Annotated in this window: 8 protein-coding genes; 4 read left to right on the forward strand and 4 right to left on the reverse strand. The window is 71.5% G+C overall.

The window, feature by feature from the left end; translation table 11 throughout:
* Nucleotides 1-45 precede the first annotated feature (45 nt).
* Complete coding sequence (locus OWM54_RS02140; protein ID WP_223785772.1) at nt 46-2,925, forward strand: PAS domain S-box protein; 2,880 nt, start codon at nt 46-48, stop codon at nt 2,923-2,925.
* An 8-nt stretch (nt 2,926-2,933) separates the two neighbouring features.
* Here the strand turns inward: OWM54_RS02140 and OWM54_RS02145 are convergent, their stop codons facing one another.
* Entirely contained in the window at nt 2,934-5,738 is a 2,805-nt protein-coding gene (locus OWM54_RS02145; RefSeq protein WP_267696500.1) for an aminotransferase class I/II-fold pyridoxal phosphate-dependent enzyme, read from the reverse strand.
* Between the two features lie 259 nt (nt 5,739-5,997).
* Between OWM54_RS02145 and glsA the strand changes: the two genes are divergently transcribed.
* The 3 genes from glsA (at nt 5,998) to OWM54_RS02160 (ending at nt 10,456) form a co-directional block, all read left to right on the forward strand.
* On the forward strand, nt 5,998-7,161 hold the full coding sequence (glsA, locus tag OWM54_RS02150; protein ID WP_223751570.1) for a glutaminase A: 1,164 nt from the start codon (nt 5,998-6,000) through the stop codon (nt 7,159-7,161).
* Between the two features lie 256 nt (nt 7,162-7,417).
* Nucleotides 7,418-8,614, forward strand: coding sequence for a porin (locus OWM54_RS02155; protein WP_223785774.1), 1,197 nt, complete (start codon nt 7,418-7,420; stop codon nt 8,612-8,614).
* Nucleotides 8,615-9,037: 423 nt separating this feature from the next.
* Entirely contained in the window at nt 9,038-10,456 is a 1,419-nt protein-coding gene (locus OWM54_RS02160; protein ID WP_223751568.1) for a sigma 54-interacting transcriptional regulator, read from the forward strand.
* Between the two features lie 3 nt (nt 10,457-10,459).
* On the opposite strand, the gene OWM54_RS02165 is transcribed toward OWM54_RS02160, so the two are convergent.
* The 3 genes from OWM54_RS02165 to OWM54_RS02175 all read right to left on the reverse strand — a co-directional run bounded on the left by OWM54_RS02165 (nt 10,460) and on the right by OWM54_RS02175 (nt 17,401).
* Nucleotides 10,460-11,860, reverse strand: coding sequence for a serine/threonine-protein kinase (locus OWM54_RS02165; RefSeq protein WP_267696501.1), 1,401 nt, complete (start codon nt 11,858-11,860; stop codon nt 10,460-10,462).
* Nucleotides 11,861-11,863: 3 nt separating this feature from the next.
* Entirely contained in the window at nt 11,864-13,354 is a 1,491-nt protein-coding gene (locus OWM54_RS02170; protein ID WP_223751566.1) for a hypothetical protein, read from the reverse strand.
* A 165-nt stretch (nt 13,355-13,519) separates the two neighbouring features.
* Nucleotides 13,520-17,401 carry a serine/threonine-protein kinase gene (locus OWM54_RS02175; protein WP_267696502.1) on the reverse strand — a complete coding sequence of 1,294 codons (3,882 nt, stop codon included), beginning with the start codon at nt 17,399-17,401 and terminating at the stop codon, nt 13,520-13,522.
* Nucleotides 17,402-17,407: the final 6 nt, after the last annotated feature.

A 17,407-nucleotide genomic window follows, 5' to 3' on the forward strand; every position in this document is an offset into this window, starting at 1 on the left:
ACTCCAGTTTCGTGGATGGAGGTTTCGTCGCGCCCTCTGGAAAGGGTGCTCGACTGGCTGGTCCCGCTCGTGTGCACGTTCACCGTCCTGGTGACGGCCACCGTGCTGGCGGGCTGGGCGATGGCCAGCGAGCGGCTCACCCGTGTGGTCTTCCTCCCGGGAGCCGGGGTGATGATGCCCCTCACCGCCGTGGGGCAGTTCTCCATCGGCTGCGCGCTGTGGCTGCTGAGGAGGAAGTCGGCGGAGCGCCTGGCAAGGGGACTGGGGCTGGCACTGGCGCTGCTCGCCATGGTGCTGGGCGGACTGGTGCTGCTCGAGTACCTGACGCGGCGGGATTTCGGGATCGCCCCCCTCTTCTTCGCGGACACCCTCACCCGGCTGTCGCCGCACATGCCGGGCCGGCCGTCTCCCCTGACAGCGGCGAGCCTGGTGCTGCTCGGGTCCGCGCTGCTGCTGCTGCACGTCAGGACCCGCTCGGGGTGGCATCCGGCCCGTCCGCTCGCCCTGCTCGTCGCGCTCGTCTCCGCCCAGGCCCTCATCGGCTATGCGTATCTGGAGGAGGCTCCGCTGACCGCGTTCATCGGGCAGCGGGCCTTCGGGCCCTACACGCCCATGGCGCTGCACTCGGCGCTGTTGTTCCTGCTGCTCTCGGTGGGAATCCTCTCCGTGCATCCCCGATATGGACTGATGGGGGTGCTGCTGCGGGACGATGCCGGCGGCCTCATGGCGCGCAGGCTGTTGCCCGCCGTCATCACCCTGCCGCTGCTCGTGTGGGGGCTGCGGCTGGTCAGCGAGGAGCTCGGCTTTCGCAGCGGCCCGTTCGGCACGTCGGTCTTCGCGCTCGTCACGGTGCTCGCCTTCGTGCTCCTGCTGGCTCGCAACGCGAACGCCCTCTCCCGACTGGATGCGCGCCAGCGCGAAGTGGCGCAGTCGCTGCGCATCTCCGAGGCCCGCTTCGCCGGCATCGTCAACAACGCCGCGGACGCCATCATCGCCGTCGACGAGCAGCGGAACATCACCCTGTTCAACACCGGCGCCGAGCGCATCTTCGGCTACGCCGCGGGCGAGGTGCTGGGCAGGTCGATGGACCTGTTGCTGAGCGGCCCCCTGGACCTCCCGGCGCGGGAGGCCGCCGGAACAGGCCCGGGCGACGAGGAGGGAAGACCCCTGTCCGGCCGTCGCAGGAGTGGGGAGGTGTTTCCCGCGGAGGCCACGCTCGCCGACGTGCGGGTGGATGATGTCGCGTTCAGGGCCGTCATCCTGCGCGACCTGAGCGCGCGGGTGCGAGCGGAGGAGGCCCGGCGCAACCGGGAGGAGCTGTTCCGCACCGCCTTCGACCATGCCCCCATCGGCATGTCCCTGGTTGGCCTGGACGGACACTTCCTGAACGTGAACGAGGCGCTGAGCCAGATGCTCGGGTACACGCGCGAGGAGCTGTGCGCGATGACATTCCAGGACCTCACCCACCCGGAGGACCTGGAGGGGGACCTGCTCCAGGTGGGGCGGCTGCTGGATGGGGAGCTGGGCACGTATCAGCTCGAGAAACGCTACCGTCACAAGCTGGGCCACTTGGTGTACGTCCTGCTCACCGCGTCCCTCGTCCACGATTCGAAGGGCAGACCGCTGCACTTCATCTCCCAGGTGCAGGACATCTCCGAGCGCAAGCAGCAGGAGCGGGAGCAGCGCCTGCTGGCGGAGGCCGGGCCCAGGCTCGCCAGCTCGCTGGACCCGGGGACGACGGTCACCACGGTGTCGCGGCTGCTCGTCCCAGCGCTCGCGGACTTCTGCGTCGTGACGATGATCGACGAGCACGGGAAGGTCCAACGCCGCGAGTGCCTCGCCTCCACGCACGAGAGGACGCTGTTGATGGAGGAGCTGTTCGGCGCGTATCCGCAGGCCCACCTGCGGCGGGGACATGCGTTGGCGGAGGTCTTCACCAGCGGCCAGTCGCTGCTGCTGGAAGAGGTCCCCGCGTCGCTCCTGGAGAGCACCGCGGAGGATGCCCGGCACCTGGACCTGCTTCGACGGCTCGCGCCCCGCTCCATCATCGTGGTGCCGCTGAGCGCGCGCGGGCACACGGTGGGCGTCGTCGCGCTGGGCACCTCCGAGTCCGGGCGGAGCTACGGGCGTCGGGACCTGGCGCTCGTCGAGGAGCTGGCGCGGCGCGCGGCGCTGGCCATCGACAACGCGAGCCTGCATGCGCGCTCCGAGCAGGCCACGCACCTTCGCGACGAGGTGCTGCGCATCGTCGCCCATGACCTGCGCGCGCCCCTGAATGTCATCTCGCTGAGCGCGGGGACGATGATGAAGCGCTCGCCGGCGGAGCGCGCCGCGGACTCGCGTCCACTGACCTCCATCCAGAAGGCGGTCACCCGGGCGACCGCGCTCATCGCGGACCTGCTGGATGTCGCGCGGATGCAGGGCGGCAGCCTCACCGTGGACCGTCGGCCGGAGTCGACGATGGCGCTGCTCACGGAGGCATTGGAGCTGCACCGGGCGCTGGCCGAGGCCCAGTCCGTCCATCTCCAGTTGGACGTCAGCCGCGACACGCCGGACCTCTTCGTGGACCGGGACCGGGTGCTGCAGCTCTTCTCCAACCTGATTGGCAACGCGCTGAAGTTCACCCCGATGGGCGGCTGCATCGTCCTGCGCGCGCGCCCGTGGGGGGAGATGGTGCGCTGCTCGGTGAGCGACACGGGCTCGGGGATTCCCCCCGAGGACCAGCACCACCTGTTCGAGCCCTTCTGGCAGGCCCGGAGCCGCGCCAAGGAAGGCGCGGGCCTTGGGCTCACCATCGTCAAGGGCATCACCGAGGCCCATGGCGGCCGGGTCTGGGTGGACAGCCAGCCCGGACTCGGCACCACCTTCTACTGCTCACTGCCCGCCATCCACTCGGCGGACAGCTCCCTCACCTGGCACGTCTGAGGCCGCGCTCAGTGCGTCGCGGGCGTGGACCCGTTGTGGCCCGGCGCGTGGCGTGGGCCGCGCGTCCGGGGCTCGGGGACCTCCGGTGCCGGGGTGCTCGCGGCGCGCTCCAGCGCGTCCTCCGTGAAGACACTCAACCCGAGCTCCGGCCGGTAGCCGTGGACCTCCTTCACGTCCAGCTTCCGCATGAACTCCACGATGCCCGGGCTCACCTCCTGCCCCGGCACCAGGATGGGGAAGCCCGGCGGATACGGCACCACGAAGCGCGTGGACACCAGCCGCCGCCCCGAGTCCAGCGCCTGCGCGGCCTCCGGCAACGTCACGAACTCCGCGTTCTCCTCGCGGTACGCCAGGAAGAAGGCGCTGCGCAAGTCGCCCTCCCCCACTCCGCCCGACGGCTGGAACGCCGGATGGAACCCGCTGAAGTCCGGCAGCGGCGGCAGCTCCTCGGTGATGGCGCGCACCTTCGCGTCGAACAGCCTGCGCTCCGCGCCCGTCGCCTGCGCCAGCGTCGCCTCCAGTCGCTCCGCCTCGTGCCGGAGCCCGTCCAGGAGGAACGACAGCGAGCCCCACGTCACGCCAATCGTCGCGTTCATCAGCACCGTGTTGATGGACGTGTGGTTCACCTGGATGCCCAGCCGCTCCATCAACACCTTGCTCCGGAACTCGAACCCGTTGCGCCCGGTGAGCGCGGTGAAGAGCGTCAGGCGCGTCGGGTCCAGCACGAACTCGTCCTGCGCCCACGCCCGCGTCATCTCGTCCACGCCCGCCGAGCCCGGCCCCACGTAGCGGTTCAACCCCGAGCCGCGGAACACCTCCGGCACCATCTGCTCCGCGTCCAGCAGCCGCATGTAGCGATGCAGCAGCGGGTCCTCGCGCAGCCGCTCGCGCATCCGCATCGCCAGCTGGTAGGCCTCCTTCACCATCGCGAAGCCCTCCAGGTCCATCTGTCGGCGCGCCAGGTCCAGCGACGCCACGAGCTGGTGGTTCGGCGACGTGGTGATGTGCGTGAAGTACGCCTCCGTCAGCGGCGCGGCCGCGCGGCGCTCGAAGTCCTCGTCCCAGACGTGCAGCATCGAGGCCTGACGGAACGCCGACAGCGACTTGTGCGTGGACTGTGTCGCGTACACGCGCACGCGCACCTTGTCCGGGTCCGGCAGCAGTCGCTCCTCCAGCGCGCGGGCCCCCGCCACCGCGTCGCCGTCTCCGCGCCGTGCACGCCACGCCCGGTACTCCTCGCGGTACGCGCGGCTGCGCAGCCGCTCCGCCAGCTTCTGCGCGGCCCGCATCGCCGTGCGCTGACGCGCCAGCGGCATGAACGTGGCGTAGGCGAACCACGCCTCATCCCACAGGAACGCCAGGTCCGGCTTGATGGCCAGCAGTTCCTCCATCACCCGCTCCGGGTGGTAGACGAGCCCGTCGAAGGTGCAGTTGGTCAACACCACCAGCTTCACCCGGTCCAACCGCCCCGCGGACTTCAGCTCCAGGAGCTTCGCCTTCAGCGTGCTCAGCGCCACGCCGCCGTACATCGCGAACTCCCGCACCGGATACGCATCCAGGTACACCGTGTGCGCGCCCGCCAGCACCAGCCCGTAGTGGTGCGACTTGTGGCAGTTGCGGTCGATGAGCACCACGTCACCGGGCTGGAGCAGCGTCTGGTGGACGATCTTGTTCGCCGTCGACGTGCCGTTGGTGACGAAGAACGTCTGCTGCGCGCCGAACGTCTTGGCCGCCTTCTCCTGCGCCTGCTTGATGGAGCCCGTCGGCTCCAACAGGGAGTCCAGTCCACCCGCGGTGGAGGAGGACTCCGCCATGAACAGGTTGGGCCCGTAGAACTCCCCCATGTCCCGCAGCCAGCGCGAGTTGTACACCGAGTGGCCTCGGGCAATCGGCAGCGCGTGGAAGTTGCCGATGGGCCGCGAGGCGTAGTGCTTGAGCGCGTCGAAGAACGGCGTCCGGTAGCGCTCGCGCACGCCGTCCACCACCGTGACGTTCAGCTCGTGCGCGGACTCGTACCGGTAGAAGACGCGGTCGAACAGGCGCTCGGTGTGCATCTCCCGCCCCACCAGGGACTCGTCGGTGATGAGGTAGACGTTGAGGTGTGGACGCAGCCGCCGCACCCAACGCGCCACCACGAGCCCCGCCTCGTCGCCGTTGCGCTCCGCCTCCGCGAGGATGGGCTCCAGCGTGGAGCGAAGCTGCTTCACGGGCGAGCGCGAGCGCAGCGGCAGGTCCTGCCGCACCACGCACACCTGCACGTCGTCGTTGACGAGCACCGCCACCAGCGCGTCCTCCACCGAGCGCACCTGGAGCAGCTCGTAGAGGAACTGGTGCTCCCCGCGCTGCGCCTCGAGCATCCCGCGGTGGACCCGCTCGAAGTCCGCCGCCGCCATGTCATCCACCACCAGCGTGGTGAAGTAGTGCGAGCCCTCCGGCGCCGCCGCGCGCGTCCCATCCAGGTCCGTGAGCAGACAGGCGCGGTCGCGATGCAGGCTCAACAGGCCCACCAGCCGACGCACCTCCTCGGCCAGCTCCTCCACGTCGTGCCGACGCGCCATCTCCGCCAGCCTCTGCAGCCGGGCCTCGCCCGGGAACACGAAGAGCCGCTCGATGGGGTGCACCTCCGCGAAGAGCGAGAGCACCTGCTCCATGTGCTCGGGCGACACCTGCCCCTCGGCGTGCCGCGCCTCCAGCCGCGTCACCTCCTCCCGCAGCCGGTTCCACACGTCCAGTCGGACCTGCTCGGGATTGAAGACCGCGGACAACAGGTGTGCCTGGACACCGGACTCCAGCGAGCTCAGGGGCTCCGCCATGGCGGCACGCCCTCCTTTCGTCGACGGGCACGGGCGGAGCGCCGTGCGACTCGACGTCGGACAAGGTAGGCGCCACGTCATCGACGCGAAGCCCGGACGGCGGGGAGGGTTCCTGGGCCCACGCATGGACGCGAGGGCCTCTTCGCTCGTGCGCTCCCGGCGTTGCCGCGCGGCCGGGCGGCCCCCACTCCTCAACCACCGAAGCCGACGCGCCAGCAGCCTGCGCTCGCGGGCGCCCACGTCGCTGGGAGGAGATGACATGAAGCTCGCAAGTCGCGGTCGCAGAAGCTGGTTGCTCTCCACATGTCTGCTGGCCCTCACGGGCCCCGGTGTCGCGCTCGGCGCGGCGCCCAGGTCCAAGCCCGCCGCGTCCCAGACGACCGCCCGCCCCTCCCCGGGAGACGAGGCGATGCCGTCCGAGACGGACATCCAGCAGGCCCTCCAGAAGGCCCACACGCAGTTCAAGGGGAACAAGGAAGGCAAGAACGCGGACTACATCCCGTACCTGGCCACGGTGAACCCCAACCTCTTCGGCCTCGCGCTCGTCACCGTCGACGGGAAGATCTACACCGCCGGCGACGCCGCCTCGCCCTTCCCCATCGAGTCGCTCTCCAAGCCCTTCACGCTGGCGCGGCTGATGGAGGAGGTGGGCGCCAAGAAGGTCGAGGACAAGATTGGCGTGGACGCCACCGGGCAGCCGTTCAACTCCATCGTCGCCATCGAGATGAACGAGGACCACCGCGCCGGCAATCCGCTGGTCAACGCGGGCGCCATCACCTCCGTGAGCCTGATTCCCGCGAAGACGCCCGACGAGCGCTGGAGGAAGATCAGCGGCAACTTCAACGCCTTCGCGGGCGAGCCGCTCTCCGTGAACGAGGAGGTCTACAAGTCGGAGACGGCCACCAACACGCGCAACCAGTCCATCTCCGCGCTGCTGGAGTCCTATGACGTCCTCGGCTCTCCGCGCGAGCAGGCGCTCGACCTCTACACGCGGCAGTGCTCGGTCAACGTCACGGCCCGGCAGCTGGCCACCATGGGCGCCACGCTCGCCAACGGCGGCATCAACCCCGTCACGGGTGAGCGGGTCATCAGCCCGGACACCGCGCGGCGCACCCTGGCGCTGATGGCCACCAATGGTCTGTATGAGAACACCGGCGAGTGGCTCTATCAGGCCGGCGTCCCCGCGAAGAGCGGCGTGGGCGGTGGCATCGTCGCCGTGGTGCCGGGCCGCTACGCCATCGCGGCCTTCTCCCCGCCGCTCGACAAGGCGGGCAACAGCGTGCGAGCCCAGCGCGCCATCACCCATGTCGTGAACTCGCTGGGTGACAACCTGTACGCCGCCACGCCTGGCGGCGCGGGCACGATGGGGACCGGTGGCGCGGGCCGCGACGGCGCGGAGCAGAAGACGCCTCCGTCGCCATAGACCCTCGCCGCCGTGGTTCGCGGGCGCCTCTTCCCATCACGAGGGAGGGGCGCCCTCTCACGTTGCGTGTTCGATGAGCCCCGTCCACGAGGACGAGGCCGCTGTCCGTCAGCCATCGTCGCGCCGCGCCCGCCGTCCGCTCGCGGATAGCGCACGACGCCCCCGACTGGCGCCCTCCAGCCGCATGCCCACCGTGCCGCTCGGCCCCTGGCGAGTCGCCTCGCTTTGGGACCGCGCTCATTCGAGGGAACAGGGCATGCGCTGGATACGAGTGGCGGCGGTGGTGGCGGGCGTGAGCGGACTGCTCGCCCCGACGGAGAGTCACGCGCAGGACGAGAAGAAGGACGACGACAAGCCCACCATCACCGGAGGCTATGATGAGAAGAACGGCTTCCACGTCCAGTCCGAGGACGGGAACTACCTGCTCGGCATCGGGCTGCAGGCTGGCTACAAGCTCGAGCCCGTCTTCCTGGATGGCAAGGCCGAGTCCCGCACGGCCTTCTCGTTCCTGCGCCCCATCATGCGCGGCAACGTCTTCCGCCCCTGGATTCGCTTCTGGACGTCGCTGGAGCTGGCGGACCCGCCGCTGTACCTGCTCGACTCGCTGGTGGAGATCCAACCCTGGGACGAGCTGGGCGTGCGCGCGGGCCAGCAGTACACCCCGCTGAGCCGTCACGAGTCCTGGGGCCCGCAGCAGATCCTCTTCCCCGAGTTCTCCACCATCGCCAACTACTACTGGACCGGTCGCGACAAGGGCGTGACGTTCTTCGGGACCATGGACCGGCTGGAGTACTACGTCGGCGTCTACGGCGGCTCTCCGCTGCGCAGCGTCCGCTCCGAGTCCGACAAGTATCAGCTCAACGCGCGCGCCACCTTCTCCCCCATGGGCAAGCCCGGCTACGGCGAACTGCCGTACATCATGTCCGGCGACAAGGAGCCGCCTCCGCTCAACGTGTCCTTCACGCTGCAGGGGGCCGCCGGCGACGTCTCCCAGGTGAAGGAGAACTTCAACCCGGAGTCCGGCGTCTTCGAAATCCTGCGCGAGGGTGAGCGCCGCTTCGTCACCGGCGGCGTGGACCTGTTCATCCAGGCGCGGCGCTTCAGCCTCTTCGGCGAGGCGTACATCAGCCGCGTCGACCCGATGAACAACGCGCGCAACTTCTCCAGCTTCGGCGCGTGGGTGCAGGCGGACTACGTCGTCTACAAGAAGACCGTGGATGTGGGCGTGCGCCTGAGCTACCTCAACCCGAGCTTCGACCTGGACGACGACCTGCTCTACATCGGCGAGGCCCAGCTCGCCTGGTTCGTCAACGCGCCGCACCTGGCGTTCAAGCTGCGCTACCAGATTGCCCACCAGGAAGCCGCCAACGGCGCGGAGGACGCCTCCGTCGTCATTCCGAAGGACCCCGGCACCTCGCAGCTCATCACCCTGCAGCTCAACCTGGCGTTCTAGCGCCCCCGTCTTGCGGGCATCCAGGCGGCGCATACCGTGCGCCTGTCGATGGCCAGGAGACGCCGCCGCCAGGCGCCCCATCGACGTCGGGGCCCGCAGCTGTAGCGCCCCACGCAACAGGCGGGCTGGATTTGTAACCCTCCAGGCTACGCCCCTGTCTCGAGGGCGGGAGTGACCCCAGGGTGAGGGTGGAACGGCACACCCGCTGCATTGTCGTGGAGTGCCACACGGTCGGGCGCAACCCACCACGACCGTGCGCTCCGTGCAGCAGGGGGGCCGGGGGGCGGAGAGGGGGGACGCGGGGCCCGGCCGGGAGACAGACCGAGCCGGGCCTCCGCGGGGGCTTTCACGGAGCAACCTGACGGATGGGACAGGATGGACGACCGGAACTTCGCGTCACGTGGCCATGGTATCTTGAAGCTCATGTCTGCTTCCGACCGGGCCCGCACACCACCTCCGATTCCCGACGTGAAGAGTGATCCGGTCTGGAAGGTCGAGGCACGGGACTCCGGCGACGAGGCGCTCCACGTCACGCTCCCCTACGAGCAGGGCCGCCGCGCGTATGACGCCTCCACCGTGCGCCGCTTCCGGCTGACGGTGGTGGAAGGCCCCCAGTCCGGCAGCACGTGGGAGTCCACGGCGGACACGTGCTCGGTGGGCTCGCATCCGCTCAACGACTTCGCGGTGGATGACTCCACCGTGTCGCGCTTCCACTGCGAGATTCGCATCGGGCCCAAGGGGCCGCAGGTGCGCGACCTGGACAGCCTCAACGGCGTCATCCTGGACGGCGTCCTGGTGATGGAGGGCGTGCTGCGCAGCGGCTCGCTGCTGCGGCTGGGCCGGGTGGTGCTGCGCTTCGACTTCAGCGCCGAGAACAACCGGCTGCCGGTGTCGGAGAGCACGCGCTTCGGGACGCTGGTGGGCGCGTCGGTGGCCATGCGCGTGTGCTTCGCGATGATGGAGCGCGCCGCGTCGCGCGACGTCACCGTGCTGCTGGAGGGCGAGACGGGCACGGGCAAGAGCCAGGCGGCCCAGGCCATCCACGAGGCGGGCCGGCGCAAGGACGGCCCCTTCCTGGTGGTGGACTGCGGCGCCATCCCCGCGCACCTCCTGGAGAGCGAGCTGTTCGGGCACGAGAAGGGCGCCTTCACCGGCGCGCTCCAGCGCCGGGCGGGCGTCTTCGAGGAGGCCATCGGCGGCACCGTCTTCCTCGACGAGATCGGCGAATTGCCCGCGGAGCTGCAGCCCAAGCTGCTGCGCGTGCTGGAGAACCGGGAGATCCGCCGCGTCGGCAGCAACACGTACCAGCCGGTGGACGTGCGACTGATGGCGGCCACGCACCGAGACCTGCGCGCGGAGGTGAACGCGGGGCGCTTCCGCTCCGACCTCTTCTTCCGCCTCGCGGTGCTGAGGATCGCCCTGCCCCCCCTGCGTCAGCGGCCCGAGGACCTGCCGCTGCTGGTGGAGGGCATCCTGGGCACGCTGGGCGCGGACAAGGAGCGCACCGCGTCCCTGCGCACGCCGGACTTCCTGGCCCGGCTGCGCTACGCGGCGTGGCCCGGCAACGTGCGCGAGCTGCGCAACTACCTGGAGCGCTGCCTCGTCTTCGAGGAGGCGGTGGAGCTGACCGAGGACGAGTCGCGCTCGGGCAACCCCATGGAGGTGGACCCCACCCTGCCCTACGCCGACCAGCGCCGCCGCGCCGTCGACGACTTCGAGCGCCGCTACCTTCGCGCGCTCCTGGAGAAGCACCAGGGCAAGGTGGCCCAGGCCGCCGTCACCGCGGGCATGGACCGGGTGCACCTCTACCGGCTGCTGCGCCGGCACGGCATCAAGCCGTGAGCCTCACCGCCGTCCGGTGACGCGGGACCAGAGGGCCCCGCCACCGGGCAACGGCGCCGCGAGGAAGCCGGACTCCAGCCCTCTCAGCGCCGACTCGGTGGCCACCAGCCCTCCGTCCGTCGCGTCCGCCACCCAGCCCGGCAGGTGCAACAGGCTCGCGCCCACGCGGCCCTCCGCGCCCGGCAGCTGGTCCACGTGGACGGTGATGGCCAGGCGGACCGGGGACGCGGTCTCGCGAGCGTCCTGGTCTCGCGCCCCCTCCTGTTCCAGGAGGGACAGCGCCGCCGCCAGCACGCGCTCGCGCACGGCGCGCTCGGAGGCCGCGTCATCGGGCAGCGGCGCCAGCGCCATCAAACAGCCGCTCCCCTCCAGCCGCACCTCCAGCCCCACCTCGCGGGCAACCAGGCCCGCGCGCTCCAGCAGGGAGTCCATGCGCTCCAGGCTCGTCGAGTCGGGCGCGTGGGACATGCGGGCCTCCGCGTAGAGCGCCACCGCGTGGCCCGGGTTCGCGCGAGGCCCCACGCCCCCCACCGCTCGACGCAGCTCCTCCAGGAACAGGGCCACATCCGGGTAGCGCTCCTCGCGAGTCTTGGCCAGGCAGCGCGACACCACGTCATCCAGCCCCGAGGGCACGGGCGCGCGCTCGGTGGGCCTGGGGGGTGGCGCGTGCAGGTGCTGCTCCTCCACCTCGTGCCGCGTGGCGCCCTGGAACGGCGGCTGCCCGGTGACGAGCTGGAACAGGAGCACGCCCAGCGCATACAGGTCCGTGCGCGCGTCGGGCACCTCACCGCGGATCTGCTCGGGCGCCATGGACAGCGGCGTGCCCAGGGCGACGCCCGTGTGCGTGAGCGACGAGGCCCCGGGAACCCCTGGCGTCAGCGCCTTCGCCACGCCGAAGTCCACCAGCTTCACCCACGGGGCCTCGCCCCCGCCGGACAGGCGCATCACGTTCTGCGCCTTGAGGTCCCGGTGCACCACGCCCGCCGCGTGCGCGACGCCCAGCGCGGCGCCCACCTGCTCCAGCACCTCCAGCGCCTCACGTGAGGACAGGGGCCCTCGCGCGGACAGCTCCGCGGCCAGGTCGCGGCCCTCCAGCCACTCCATGGCGATGAAGGGCCGGCCCTCCGGGAGCTCGCCATGGTCGAGCACCTGGACGATGTGCGGATGACTCAGCCGCTGGAGCGTCGCCGCCTCCCGTCGGAAGCGGCGCAGCGCGGTGTCCGTGGACAAGGCCGACGACTGCAGGACCTTGAGCGCGGCGAGCGTCCCGCTCGTCGCATCCCGCGCCCGATAGAGGGTGGAGACCGGCCCCCGGTAATGGACACGCTCCACGACCCAGCGCCCCACCAGCGCGCCGGGCCGCAGCTCCTCACCGTAGAGGGCCTCCACGCCTCCGCTCGTCATCGACTAGCGCTCCTTGCTCGTGCGAATCGTCCGCGAGCACAGCTTGAGCGCGCGCTCGCCCTTCACCGGGCCGCAGGCGTCATGCAGGAACGTCGTCACCGGCTCCCTCCACAGACCGCCGAACGGATCCCTGCACCGCTCGTAGTCGCCATCCCCCGGCACCTCCGGGCCATCGTCGATCTCGCACCGGCCCTCGCCCTTCGTGGCGCTCCCCCAGCAGGGGCCCGCCACCGTGGACGCGCAGTTGGCGCCGGTGCCGGGCAGCGCGCAGACGCGGTACGAGGAGTACGCCGCGCCGTTGCTCCACTGCGGGTCGTAACAGGAGTACATCCGCTTGTAGATGGCACCATCCACCACCGCGTCATCTCCCACCACGCGATAGCGCGTGATGTCGCCCTGGCGGACCTCCTCCACGTACACCTGCGTGGCCAGCGCCTTCGAGTCGAAGATGTTGCCGTAGAAGGCGCCCTCGCGAACGCCGAAGACCTCGGCCTCCGCCAGCGGATACGCCGCCAGCTCGGAGGAGTCCGCGGCCACGCTCGCGACGCCGCTGTCGTTGCTGTCATACGGCGCCGTCATCACGCTGAAGTATCCCTCCGCCGGGCAGGTGAAGCCGACCACCGGCCCCGTGCCGGAGCAGCTGGACTCCGACTCGCCGAGCGCCGTGTCGCTGGCGGAGCCACAGCCCACCACGCCCGAGCAGACCCGCAGCGCCATGCGCCCGCCGGTCGAGGCCCCCAGCGTCGGCCCCGGGCAGGAGACGGCGCCGCCCGCCCCGACCCAGACCTGCGAGCCGGGCAGACAGGAGCCGATACCGTCCGGCGTCCACCCGCAGTCGCGCTGCGCGCCCGTCTCGCCCTCATGGCAGCCCTCGAAGCTCGGCAGCTTCGTCGCCGTGGTCGGGTCGTACTCCGCCGGCCGCGACACCGGCTCCAGGTAGAAGATGCTCGGGTTGCCGGAGACCTCGCCGCGGATGGACAGCTCCACGCGGCGGCCGAACGCGTTGTTGCGCGCCAGCAGGCACGCGGAGACGCGGTTGAGGCAATCGGGCGTCGGGGCCGACGTCAGCCACGACGTACACAGGCCCGCCTTGCCCTGCCACAGGTTGGCGCCCGGCGTCGGCCCGCGAGGGTTGTAGTACCAGAGCACCTGGTTGGGCCCCAGCGCGCAGCTCACCAGGTAGCTCATGAACGTCTGGGCATCCGGATCATGCAGCTGCTTGCGGATGTACGCGTCCCCTCCCGATGCGCTGAACAGGTCCTGCAGCTTCTGCGTCGCCAACATCCGGTTGGCCAGCGCGTTGGTGGAGAGGGCGTTGAGGACCAGCGCATCCGTGGACAGCGAGTTCGCGATGCGAATCTCCGCCCGGCTCTCCCCGACGTCGGACGTCGGGGCGTCGGCGACGGGCACGCTGCTCCCTCCCCCACAGCCGGCCAGGGCCAACAACAGCAAGGACACGACACCCGACGGGGCGCGACGGACAGTGACACCCATGGACGCTCCTCCAGTGAAAAACATGAAATTGGAGAAATACCCCCCCACTGAAGCACGCTCCAGGCCAGCCGCGCCGCCCGTCACCTTGCCGGCGGGAAACCACCCTGGGAGGTCGTCCGCTGTAGCGTGGGAGGTCACTCCCCGGCGGGTTTGTGACGTCCCGCGCTACACCCGCCCCACCGTGTCGCGCAGGGCCTCCCAGCGGGTCCGCCAGAGCGGAGCGGAGGCGATGGCGCTCTCGGCGCGGGTCAGCCACGTGCGGGCTTCGTCCGGGAGGTTGGAGCGGAAGGCGGAGTGGGCGGCCTGGAGCAGCAGCTCCGCCTTCTCGTCGGGAGAGGCCAGCTCGCGGGCCTCGTCCTCCAGCGCCGTCCATGCGGGCGACTCATGCACTCCGCCTCCGCGCTCGGCCTCGCGCACCTGGAGCTCCACCAGCTTGCGCATGACGGCGGTGGGCGGCAGCGAGGCGGGCGGGCAATGGAACTCAATCCAGCGCAGCTGGCGGGACGCCTCCTCCCAATCGCCGAGCGCCACGCCGATGCGCGCGAGCAGCAGCGCGTCCACGGGCACCGGATGTTCGAGGAAGAAGCGCACGCCGAGCTCATGGGCCCGGCGCGCCAACGGGAGCGCCTCCTGCAGGCGCCCCTGCATGTAGAGCACCTCGGCGAGGTTGAAGGTGGACCAGCGCTCCACCTGCGCGTGTCCCAGCTCGCGTCCCAGGCCCATCGCGCGCCGCAGGTCCTCCTCCATCCTCGCCACATCGCCCTGCCCCAGCCACAGGAGCACGCGGTTGATGAGCGTGGCGGCCAGGTGCAGCGCGTCGCCCGCGGCCTCGCAGCGGGCCAGGGCCTCCTCGAAGCGCGACGCGGCCTCCTCCGTGCGCTCGAGGAACGTCAGCGACGAGCCCAGCATGGTGAGGGCCACCACCAGGGTCTCGTGCTCCCTGGCGCGCTCGGCGCCCTCGATGACGGAGTCGAGGATGCGGGCCGCATTGCCCCACTCCCCCTGGCGCACGTGCAACCGTCCTCGGGCCAGGGTGCAGCGCAGGGACAGGCGCGGGTCGTCGAGCTGCTCGATGCGCTCCAGCGCCTCGCGAGCACAGAGCGTCGAGCCCTCCACGTCCTCCATCCAGTCGCGCGCGGTGGCCTCCTCCAGGAGCAGGTCCACGCACAGGGCCTTGTCGCCGCGGACCTCCGCCAGGGCGCGCGCGGCGGCCAGGTCACCGAGCCCTTCGTGGAAGCGCTGGAGGCGATGGCGCACGCGTCCTCGTCCCGCGAGGGCCCGTGCCCGCTGCTCGGAGTCGCGGTCCGGCAGCAGCGCGAGCGCGCGGGTGTAGAGCTGCTCGGCCTCCACGGAGCGGTGCGCGCGGCGTGACTCCTCGGCCAACACGAGGAACGCGGTGGCGGCCTCGTCGTGCGCGCCGCAGGCCGCGGCGTGGAGGGCGCGACGATGACGTTCGACGGGTGAATCCCCGGTGGTCGCCAGTCGCGCGGCGGCATGCAGCGCACGCCGAGTCACCGGAGGCAGGAGCGCTTCGATGGACTCGCGCAGCAAGGGGTGACGGAACGCGAAGCGGCCCAGGCCCACGGGCCTGAGGAGCCCCGCGCGCGCCAGACGCTGCAGGCCCGCGCCCGCGTCCAGGGAGGTGGCCATGCCCACGCCCTCCTCCGCGGGCCCGAGGTGTCGCAAGGCCGCGTCCACGCGCTCGACCTCCAGCTCCGTGCCGAGCACCGCGCACAGTCGCGCGAGCCCGCCGTACGCATCCGGCAGTCCATCCAGCGCGCGACTGGCGAGCCGCTGGAAGAGCGGCGTCACGGACACGTCGAGCAGCGCGTCCGGGGCGATGTACCAACCGCCCCCGGGCGAGGCCCTCAGCGCGCCCGCGGTCCGCAGGGCCACGGCCAGCTCGACGAGCGACAGCGGCACGCCCTGGGCCAGCTGCTCCAATCGCGCGAGCACCGGCTCCGGGATGTGCTCGGCGGGACGCAGCAGGTGCAGCATCAGCGCGCGACTGGCCTCGGGAGGCAACGGCGGCAGGACATGTCGAGCGGCGCTCGCGCTGCGCTCGCCCAGGTGGGGCCGCAGGCCGAGCAGCGCCGGTCGAGCGACGACGCAGACCCAGAGCGGCGCGGACGCGCCCGTGAGCGTGGCGACCTCCAGCGCGTCGAGCGTCGTCGGGTCCGCCAGGTGCGCATCATCCAGCAGCAGCACCCGGGGCAGCTCGCGAGCACGGTGACGAAGCGCTTCGGCGAGCCAGCGCGCCGCCGCGTGACGTGCGTCCGCGAGCGGGACGCCGCTGGTCCTGGGAGACTCGGGCAGCGGCGAGGGCCCGTCGACGAGAGCGGCGCGCAGGGTCTCGAGCAGCGCCTCCGGCGAGCGGACGTCCGGAGCCGTGGCGCGCAAGCGGATGACCTGGGCCTGGCCGCTCGACTCCAACCGCGCGGCGAGCGCTTCGATGACGCGCGACTTGCCGAGCCCCACGTCCGCGGTGACGACCGAGAAGCCCGGGACGCTCTCCGAGAGGCTGCGGAACGCCTCCTTCGCCAGGGACTCCAGCAGGTCCTCGCGGCCGAAGAGCGGAGGCGGTTCGGAGGAGGCGCTGGACGCCGCGCTGTCGAGCAGTCTCAGCCGCCCCACGTCCGAGGTGGAGTCCAGGAGGCTCGCGGTGTCGCGGCCCACGGCCTCGGTGGCGCTGGAGTCCAGGCGCGCTGCCGCGGCCTCCGTGACGCGCGTCTCACCGGGCACCCATGTCTGCGGCCACCAGTCCGCGGGCGAGTCCAGCGCGGCCCCCGCCAATCGCAACGTGGACGCACCGACGCGCACGTGCAGCTCCGCCAGATGGAGCACGGCCGAGGCCTCCGACTCCTCGAGCAGCTTCCTCGCGGCGAGCGCGCCCGCGCGCACGTTCGCCTCGGCGGTGAGCGACTCCGCGAAGGCGATGACGTAGCCACCGGGCCTCACGCGCGCGATGAGCCCTCCGCGCGGTTCGATGGCGGCCTTCACCGCGTCCAACGCCAGCGGTGTGTGGAGCCCGAGCAGTGCCACCTGCCGAGGGCCCGCGCCCGACGAGAGCGGCTGCTGCGGGGACACGGCCTCGCCCGGCGCGACGGGGCCGAGCGCGGTGGTGGCGCGACATGCGGCGTCGAAGGCCGCGAGCACGTCGGGGGCCCTGGCGAAGCGCTCCAGCGGCGACTTGGCCAGACAGGAGCGGAGGACATCGTCGAGCGCGGCGGGGACCTCCGCGCGCTCGGAGACCTTCGGCGGGCGCAGGCTGACGTGTCCGTGGCGGATCTGCTCCGGGCTGCCGACGAAGGGCGGCGCGCCCGTGAGCAGCTCGAAGAGGACGATGCCCAGCGAGTAGATGTCGGCGGGCGTGCTGGCCAGACGCGCGTCCAGACACTGCTCCGGAGCCATGTACAACGGCGTGCCCAGCCGCTGCCCCGCGGGCGTCACTCCGGGCGGGAGCGCGTCCGCGTCGTCCGGGTCCTCGAGGTCGTGGAAGCGCGCGAGCCCCAGGTCGAGGAGGCTCAGCGCGCCACCCTCGCGCAGGAAGATGTTCTCCGGCTTGAGGTCGCGGTGCGCCACGCCTGCCGCGTGCATGTGCTCCAGCGCCGAGCACAAGCCACGGAGCAGCTCCCGCACGCGCGGCAGCGACGCGGCGCCTGTGCCCGGCAGCGCCGCCATCCACGCCGCGAGCGTCTGCCCGTGCAGGTGCTCCATCACCAGGAACGGTCGTCCGCGCGCGACGCCGTGCTCCAGCAGCTCCGGGACGATGGGAGCCCCCACGCGCCGCAGCGCCGCGGCCTCGCGCGCGAAGCGCTCGTGATGCGGCCCATGCCCGACCTTGAGCGCCACCTCGCGACCGTCCGAGTCGCGATACGCGGTGAACACCTGCGAGAAGCCACCACGCCCCAGCGGCGCGGCGCCGCGCACGCCCGGCACGTCCGTGAGCGTCAGTGTCCCGGCGAGCGAGCCGCCTGGAACACTCGCGCCGTGCACGGGACAAGCCGCGCCCGGAGCAAGGCGACGGTGACAGTTCAGGCAGCGCATCGGTGA

The organism is Myxococcus sp. MISCRS1, assembly GCF_026626605.1.
Classification (GTDB): Bacteria; Myxococcota; Myxococcia; order Myxococcales; family Myxococcaceae; genus Myxococcus; species Myxococcus fulvus.

Excerpts from the sequence above, each read along its gene's own strand:
- glsA (WP_223751570.1), top strand. The coding sequence starts at position 5,998 with ATGAAGCTCGCAAGTCGCGGTCGCAGAAGCTGGTTGCTCTCCACATGT.
- OWM54_RS02145 (WP_267696500.1), bottom strand. The coding sequence starts at position 5,738 with ATGGCGGAGCCCCTGAGCTCGCTGGAGTCCGGTGTCCAGGCACACCTG.
- OWM54_RS02160 (WP_223751568.1), top strand. The coding sequence starts at position 9,038 with ATGTCTGCTTCCGACCGGGCCCGCACACCACCTCCGATTCCCGACGTG.
- OWM54_RS02155 (WP_223785774.1), top strand. The coding sequence starts at position 7,418 with ATGCGCTGGATACGAGTGGCGGCGGTGGTGGCGGGCGTGAGCGGACTG.
- OWM54_RS02170 (WP_223751566.1), bottom strand. The coding sequence starts at position 13,354 with ATGGGTGTCACTGTCCGTCGCGCCCCGTCGGGTGTCGTGTCCTTGCTG.
- OWM54_RS02165 (WP_267696501.1), bottom strand. The coding sequence starts at position 11,860 with ATGACGAGCGGAGGCGTGGAGGCCCTCTACGGTGAGGAGCTGCGGCCC.
- OWM54_RS02175 (WP_267696502.1), bottom strand. The coding sequence starts at position 17,401 with ATGCGCTGCCTGAACTGTCACCGTCGCCTTGCTCCGGGCGCGGCTTGT.